The sequence below is a fragment of the Kitasatospora sp. NRRL B-11411 genome (assembly GCF_000721345.1).
Classification (GTDB): domain Bacteria; phylum Actinomycetota; class Actinomycetes; order Streptomycetales; family Streptomycetaceae; genus Kitasatospora; species Kitasatospora cineracea.
In genome coordinates, this window is the sequence record NZ_JOGH01000200.1 from 1 (window position 1) to 7095 (window position 7095).

7 protein-coding genes are annotated in these 7095 nt (G+C 77.0%); 5 read left to right on the plus strand and 2 right to left on the minus strand.

Annotated features, from left to right (window positions below):
* Positions 1-912, minus strand: a 912-nt coding sequence (locus IH44_RS0138285; protein WP_030464472.1) for a PAS domain-containing protein, incomplete at its 3' end; no start/stop codon positions are given.
* Between the two features lie 214 nt (positions 913-1126).
* Here IH44_RS0138285 and IH44_RS47015 point away from each other — a divergent pair.
* The 5 genes from IH44_RS47015 to IH44_RS0138310 all read left to right on the plus strand — a co-directional run bounded on the left by IH44_RS47015 (position 1127) and on the right by IH44_RS0138310 (position 6807).
* Positions 1127-2248: a rhodanese-like domain-containing protein gene (locus IH44_RS47015; RefSeq protein ID WP_157852611.1), complete on the plus strand. Its 1122-nt coding sequence runs from the start codon at positions 1127-1129 to the stop codon at positions 2246-2248.
* Between the two features lie 61 nt (positions 2249-2309).
* Positions 2310-2936 (plus strand): DUF5819 family protein, encoded by a 627-nt coding sequence (locus IH44_RS0138295; RefSeq protein WP_051818213.1) that lies wholly within the window; start codon positions 2310-2312, stop codon positions 2934-2936.
* Positions 2933-3970, plus strand: a complete 1038-nt coding sequence (locus tag IH44_RS42025) for an HTTM domain-containing protein (RefSeq protein ID WP_063759769.1) — start codon at positions 2933-2935, stop codon at positions 3968-3970. The genes IH44_RS0138295 and IH44_RS42025 overlap by 4 nt, the downstream gene beginning before the upstream one ends.
* Positions 3971-4006: 36 nt before the next feature.
* Positions 4007-6154 carry an FUSC family protein gene (locus IH44_RS0138305; protein ID WP_035957614.1) on the plus strand — a complete coding sequence of 716 codons (2148 nt, stop codon included), beginning with the start codon at positions 4007-4009 and terminating at the stop codon, positions 6152-6154.
* Positions 6151-6807, plus strand: a complete 657-nt coding sequence (locus IH44_RS0138310; protein WP_030464477.1) for a TrmH family RNA methyltransferase — start codon at positions 6151-6153, stop codon at positions 6805-6807. The genes IH44_RS0138305 and IH44_RS0138310 overlap by 4 nt, the downstream gene beginning before the upstream one ends.
* Before the next feature lie 31 nt (positions 6808-6838).
* On the opposite strand, the gene IH44_RS0138315 is transcribed toward IH44_RS0138310, so the two are convergent.
* Positions 6839-7095, minus strand: a 257-nt coding sequence (locus tag IH44_RS0138315; RefSeq protein ID WP_030464478.1) for a peptidoglycan-binding protein, incomplete at its 5' end; no start/stop codon positions are given.

A 7095-nucleotide genomic window follows, 5' to 3' on the forward strand; every position in this document is an offset into this window, starting at 1 on the left:
GAGGGGGGCGGTGATCGGGTCGGGGGCGGCGGGGTCGATGGCGGGGCCTCCCGGGGTCGGGCCGTGGGCGGCGGCGTCGCGGGGTCCAGGGACGGGGCGGCCGGGCCGTGGCGTCGCGGGCCCGGCAGCCGGTATCCGTACCCCGGTGGCGCCCGCCGCACCCGTGCCCGGGGCCGGCTCGGCGGCGCGGCGGGCGGCGCGCTGCTGCGCGGTGGGGTAGCGGCGGCCGATCCCGGCGGCGGCCCGGGCGGTGCCGGCGCCCTCGGGGGAGGGCTGGTGGGGCACCACCGGCAGCCCGGCCGCGCCGTCCACCCGGAGCGCGGGCGGGCCGGCCAGGGCGAGGGCGTCCAGCAGCCGGCGGCGGCGCTCCGCGGAGCCGGGCGGGAGCAGCCCGGCGAGCGCCTCGGCGCTGCCCGGGCCGGGCGGGGCGAGGACGGCGTCGACCTGCTGCGGGCGGGCCGCGGCGGGGGCGGCGGCGTACGGGAGCAGGCGGGCGCCGAGGGCGATCCGCGGGCCGGCGGCGCGCAGCGGGCGGGCGTCGGCGGCCAGCACCAGCAGCGAGCGGCCGACCGGCTCGACCAGCGGGTAGGCCCACCACAGGACGTCGCGCAGCCGCTCCTCGCGGTCGTGCGCGGCCATCGGGCCGGCCCACGGGCCGTCCAGGGTGAGGTCGTCGAGGGTGTCGAAGGCGTCGCAGCGGTGGGCCGGGCCGGAGCCGTCCGGGCGGGGCTCGACGGCGGGCAGCAGGCCGTGCGCGGTGCGGCCGAGGACGGCCTCGGCGCGGTGGCCGAACAGCTCCTCAGCGGTGCGGTTCCACAGCGCGATCCGGCCGTCGGGGTCGACCAGCACGGCGGCGACCCGGAGCAGGGCGGCCACTCCGGCCGGGGGTGTGGGATCGGGCTGGTCCACCATGGGTATCGGTCTGCCCCTTTGTTGTGCTTGCTGCTCCTCCTGGCCGGTGCGCGCGTCCTTGCGTGCGCCCTCCAATGAAGCACGGGGACACCGGGGGCAGGTAGCCAATCGGGCAGATTCGTCCGTATCAGTTGCGTGTCGCCCGCCGGGCGCCCCCGGCGTGCCCCGCCGTCACCCGGACGGCGGTGTGCCGGGCCCCGGTAGGGTGGCCAGGGTGAGCGTACCGAGCGTCGAGGTGTGGGCGGACCCGGAGCGGCAGGACCTGGAGGAGCGGGTCGCGGCGGCCGAGCTGGCCTGGCTGACCCTGGACGTCGACGTGGCCACCCTGCGGGTGGAGATCGACAACTTCGCGCTGGCCCACCACCAGCTGCTCGGCCCGCTGTACGCCGAGCTGGACGAGCTGGACGCGCTGATCGCCGAGTCGGTGGCGGCGCTCAGCGGCGACCCGGAGGACCTGCAGCGGGCCCGGGAGGCCCGCGAGCGGGTCGAGCCGCCGCAGGAGCGCGGCCCGCGCGAGGGCGAGCCGGAGGCCCGCCGGGTGCGGCCGGACCGGGACGCCCAGCGGGTCTACCGCGAGCTGGCCCGCCGCGCCCACCCCGACCTGACCACCGACCCGGCCGAGCAGGAGCGCCGCTCGGCGTTCATCGCCCGGGTCAACGAGGCGTACGCGCTGGCCGACACCGAGGGGCTGGAGCAGCTGGCCGAGGAGTGGTCCTCCTCGCCGGACTCGGCGCCCGCCGCCGACTCCCCCGACCGGCTGGGCTGGCTGCGCCAGCGCCTGGAGTGGCTGACCGGCCGGATCACCGCGCTGGCCGTGGAGCGGGTCCGGCTGGAGCGCACCCCGATGGGCGAGCTGCTGCTGCTGCGCCCCGAGGAGCCGGAGCGGCTGCTGGAGGACCTCGCCGAGCAGCTGCTGGCCACCGCCGCGGACCGGCAGGCGCGGCTGGCCGCGCTGCTGCCGGACAATGGCGGGAACGAACCGTCCCACGCACCCCAGGAGACTCCCCCGATGTTCGCTCAGCTGCCCACCGCCGACGCCGCCTCGGTGCCCGCCGACGCCGCCCTGCTCGACGTCCGCGAGCAGGACGAGTGGGACGCCGGGCACGTGGAGGGCGCGCTGCACATCCCGATCGGCCAGGTGGTGGCCCGGCTCGACGAGCTGCCCGAGGGCCGGCTGTACGTGCTGTGCCGGGTCGGCGGGCGCTCCGCGCAGGTGGTGCAGTACCTGGTCGCGGGCGGCCGGGACGCGGTCAACGTGGACGGCGGGATGTTCGCCTGGGAGGCCGCGGGCCGCCCGATGGTGAGCGGCGGCGGGCAGGAGCCGTTCGTCCTGTAGGGCGGGCGCAAGGGCCCCGGCCCCTGTTCGAACGCGTGGTCGGTGCGGCAGGATGTCGGCCGTGCGCGTCTGGTCCAAGCCCGCCCGGGTGGTGCTGGTGGTCGCCGGGGTGGGGCTGGGAGCCTGCGTCCTGGCGTTCCTCGGCGCGCTCTTCCTGGCGGTGGCGCCCGCGAACTCGGTGTCCAAGGAGTACCGCTCCCAGCTGGACGCGGTGGTCTACCCGGAGTTCGAGCAGAACTGGAAGCTGTTCGCGCCGGACCCGCTGCAGCGCAACGTCGCGGTGGACGCCCGGGTGCAGACCATCGGCGCCGACGGGCGGGTGGCCACCGGCGAGTGGCGCGCTCTGACCGCCGAGGACTGGGCGGCGATCCGGCACGACCCGGCGCCCAGCCACCTGGACCAGAACCTGCTGCGCCGGGCCTGGGACTTCTACGAGTCCACCCACGGCGACGGCGACGGGCGGGCGGCGGCCGGCAGCCGCGGGCAGCTGGCCGAGCAGTACCTGGAGCGGATCGCCCTGCAGCGGATCGGCCCCGGCGGCGACCGGGTGATCCAGGTCCAGCTGCGGGCCACCGTCACCGCGGTGGCCCCGCCGCGCTGGAGCGGCGAGCAGGTCGACACCGCGCCGCACGTCCGGGAGCTGCCCTGGTGGCCGGTGCAGCCCGAGGACCGGCGGGGCCTGTCGTGACGTCCGCCGCCTCCGCCGTCCGGGCCGCGCTGCCGCGCCTGCTGACCACCCTCGCCCCCTACCAGGCCGCCGTGGTGCGGATCGGCACCGCCGGCACCTGGGGCGCGTACCTGCTGCGCGAGTGGCCGAACCGGCGGGTGCTGTACGGGGACCGGTCGGCCTGGTCGGCGGAGCTGAACGGCCGGCTGCTGTCCGAGACCCACGCCTTCACCGCGCTGTCCTGGAGCGACGGCCGCTGGTGGTTCGAGGCGGTGTACCTGCTGGCGCTGCTGTCGGCGGGCGCCATGGCGCTGGGCTGGCGGACCCGGGCGTCCGCGGTGCTGTTCGCGCTGACCGTGCTGTCGCTGCAGAACCGCAACGTGTTCCTCGGCGACGGCGGCGACAACCTGGTCCACCTGATGGCGATCTACCTGGTGTTCACCCGCTGCGGGACGGTCTGGTCGCTGGACGCCCGCCGCCGGGCCCGCCGGCCGGGCCGGCACCCGTCGGAGTGGGGCGAGCCGCGGGCGCTGGCCGACGCGCTGGCCGCGATGCTGCACAACTGCGCGATGCTGGTGATCGCGGTCCAGGTGGTGCTGGTGTACGCCACGGCCGGCTGGTACAAGGTGCAGGGCGCCCGCTGGCAGGACGGCACCGCCGTCTTCTACCCGCTGAAGCTGGAGTACTTCACGCCCTGGCCGGAGCTGTCCGGGCTGCTCGGCGGCAGCCTGCTGGTCACCTTCGTGCTGACCTACGGCACCGTGGTCATGCAGGTCGGCTTCCCGTTCTCGCTGGCCGCGCGGCGGCTGAAGAACGTGCTGCTGGCGGTGATGGTGTGCGAGCACCTGGCGATCGCGGTGCTGCTCGGGCTGCCGTTCTTCTCGCTGGCGATGGTCTCCGCGGACGCGGTGTTCCTGCCGACCGCGTTCCTGGTGGGGGCGCAGGAGCGGCTGGCCGAGCGGTGGGCGCGGAGCACGGCCGGCCGGCGGGAGCGGCGGGAGCGGGAGCCGGTCGGCGAGCCGGTGGGCGGGTCGGCGGACGGTCCGGACGACTGACCGGGCCGCCGGGCGAAAAGTCGATAAGCTCGCGGTATGTCCTGGTTCACGGCCCTGCGCGACACCGCGCGGGCCGGGCTGACGGTGGACCGCTCGCTGACCAACCCCCGGCGCGCGCTGCGCGGGGCGGTCGCCGCGGCGCTGGTGGTCTTCCCCGCGCTGTTCCTGTACGGGCCCGCGCAGGCCACCTCGGCCGCGATGGGCGCGTTCATCGCGGGCACCGCGACCTTCCAGCGCTCGTTCCGCCCGCGCGCCTCGCTGGCCCTGGTGGCCGCGGCCGGGCTCGGCCTGTCGACCTTCCTGGGCTACGTCGCGGTCGGCATCCCCGGCGCGTTCCCGGTGCTGCTCGCGCTGTGGGCGTTCGGGGCCGGGCTGGCCTGGGCGATCGGGCCGACCGCGGGCGTGGTCGCCGCCAACACCCTGGCCGTGATGATGGTGGTGGTGCAGCTGCCGGTGTCGGTGCCCACCGCGGTCGAGCACGGGCTGCTCTGCTCGGTCGGCGGCGCCGTCCAGGCCCTGGTGGTCACCGTCTGGCCGATCGACAGCTGGCGGGCCCAGCGCGACGCGCTCGCCGACATCTACGCCGGGCTCGGCGACTACGCCCGCCGACTGCGGCACGACCCGGTGGCGCAGGTCGACCCGGAGCCGTTCATCGTCGGCCGGCAGGCCGCCGCGCTGACCGCCTGGCAGGCCAAGCGCCGCCCGCCCGAGCTGCGCGGCCTGCGCACCATCGCCGAGCGGATCCGCCCCGCGCTGGCCGCGCTGGCCGACCCGCGGGTGGGCGCCGCCGAGGAGGGCGCCGAACGGGACCGGGCCCGCGAGGTGCTGTCCGCCGCCGCCGAGGTGCTGGACGCGCTGGCTCGGGCGATCCGCAGCGGCGACCCCGTCCGGCTGCCCAAGGACACCCCCGGCCTGGCGCTGGCCCGCCCGGGCAGCGGCAGCGGCGAGGACCGGCTGCGCGGCGCGGCCCGCCGCTCCGCCCGCCGGCTCTCCGGCCTGCTGGGCCGGGCCGCCGACCGCCTCGACCGGCAGGACCGCACCACCGTGCAGTCCCGCACCGCGCCCACCACCGGCCTGCGCCGCCCGCCGCTGGTCAAGCTGGTGCCCGCCGCGCTGGCCACCGTCGGGCGGCAGCTGCACCGGCACTCGGCGATCTTCCACCACGCGGCGCGGATGGCCCTGGTGGTCACCTCCGCCTACCTGGCGTCCCGGCTGCTGCGGATCGAGCACGGCTACTGGGCGCCGATGACCTCGGCGATGGTGATGCGCCCCGACTTCGCGCAGACCTTCAGCCGGGGCGTGGCCCGGGTGGCGGGCACCGCGGCCGGGGTGCTGGTGTCCACCGCGGTGGTGCAGCTGTTCGACCCCGGGGACTGGGTGCTGGCCGTCCTGGCGGTGAGCTGCATGGGCCTGGCCTACCTGACCATGCGCACCGGGTACGCGGTGATGACGGTGGCGATCTCCTCGTACGTGGTGTTCCTGCTCGGCCTGCAGCCCGGCGACCCGGTGCGGCTGGCCGTGGACCGGGTGTCGATGACGCTGCTGGGCGGTTTCGTCGCGCTCGCCGCGTACGCGCTGTTCCCGACCTGGCAGACCGCCCGGCTGCCGGAGCGCCTCGCCGAGTGGCTGGCCTCGGCCGGGCGGTACGCGGCGGCGGTGTTCGGCGCGTACGGGGACCCGGCGGGCGGGCACGCCGAGAAGGACGTCCGGCCGGCGCTGCTGGACGTCCGGGAGGCGCGCAGCGAGATGCTGGCGGCGCTGGACCGGGCCGAGGTGGAGCCGGTGCGGCACGACGAGCAGGTGCGGGAGCTGACCCGCAAGCAGTTCGACAAGGCCCGCTCGGCGGTCGGCATGCTGGACCGCTGCACCGTCCTGCTGGAGGCCCACCTGCCGCCCGAGGACGCCCCGCCGGTGCCCGGCGCGGCCGCGTTCGGCGAGGAGCTGCGGGACGCCACCGCGCTGGCCGCCGCGGCGGTCCTGCTCGGCCAGGACGTCGACTTCGCGCTGCTCCGCGACGCCCACCGGACCTGGGACCACCAGCTCGCCGCGCTGCCCCGGGACGACCGGATCGACGTCACCCGGGCCGGTGCCCGGCTGGTCATGCAGGCCCTCACCGAGCTGGAGCGCGCGGTGCGGACGCGGCCGCAGCCGGCCCGTCCGGAGCCCGTACCGTTGGGGGTGTGAGCGACACCTCGGCGCCCCAGCTGGGCGAGCAGTACGACGACCTGGGCGACGACCGCGAGATCGGCGTCGGCCCGCACCCCGGGCCGTGGCCGGACGACCCCCGGCTGGACCCGGAACTGCTGGCCGCGGGGGACCGCCGCAACGTGGTCGACGCCTACCGCTACTGGCGGCACGAGGCGATCGTCGCCGACCTGGACACCCGGCGGCACGGCTTCCACGTCGCGGTGGAGAACTGGCAGCACGACTTCAACATCGGCTCGGTGGTGCGCACCGCGAACGCCTTCCTGGCCGGCGAGGTGCACATCGTCGGCCGGCGGCGCTGGAACCGGCGCGGCGCGATGGTCACCGACCGGTACCAGCACGTGCGCCACCACGGGTCGGTGGCCTCGCTGGCCGCGTACGCCGCCGAGCGCGGGCTGCCGGTGATCGGCATCGACAACCTGCCGGGCGCGGTGCCGCTGGAGACCTTCCGGCTGCCGGAGCGCTGCGTGCTGCTGTTCGGGCAGGAGGGGCCGGGGCTGACGCCCGAGGCGTGGGAGCACGCGGCGGCGGTCTGCTCGATCGCGCAGTTCGGGTCGACCCGGTCGATCAACGCGGGGGCGGCGGCGGCGATCGCCATGCACGCGTGGGTGCGGGAGCACGCTGCGGGGTGAGGAGGGTCCGGGGCGTGCTCCCGGGCGGGGGTCAGGTGAAGAGCAGGCGCCAGGTGTGGGGGCCCGGGTAGCCGTCGGCTTCGGAGCCGGTCCAGCCCTGGGCGCGCTGGAAGGCCTGGACGTTGAGGCGGTCGGCCTCGCCCCAGTCCCGGCTGGGGCCCTCCCGGTAGGCGGCGGCGAAGCCCTTGCGGACGAGTTGCCGCCCGAGCAGCAGGACGTCGTCGTTGACCCGGCCGGGGCCGAAGCGGTCGGCGCCGGGGAAGGGCGGCGGGGAGGCCGGGGTGGTGG